We start from the raw sequence: 227 nt of genomic DNA, 5'->3' as shown, positions 1-227 counted from the left end.
GGCTTTCGGCGGACAAGATTCTCACTTGTCTTTTCGTTACTCATACCGGCATTCTCACTTGAATGCTGTCCACCAGTCCTTACGGTCTGACTTCAACCTACATTCAACGCTCCCCTACCCAAGTACCTAATGGTACATGCCATAGCTTCGGTGGTGTGTTTAGCCCCGTTACATTTTCGGCGCAGAGTCACTCGACCAGTGAGCTATTACGCACTCTTTAAATGGTG

General features: G+C 48.9%; 1 rRNA gene. It reads right to left on the bottom strand.

The features are described from left to right. A 23S ribosomal RNA gene (locus NQZ67_RS30980) occupies positions 1-227 on the bottom strand; the annotation flags it as partial.

The organism is Paenibacillus soyae, from assembly GCF_024623455.1.
Taxonomy (GTDB): Bacteria; Bacillota; Bacilli; order Paenibacillales; family Paenibacillaceae; genus Pristimantibacillus; species Pristimantibacillus soyae.
Note: the sequence above shows the minus strand (reverse complement) of the source record. Positions and strands in the feature narration are given on the sequence as shown.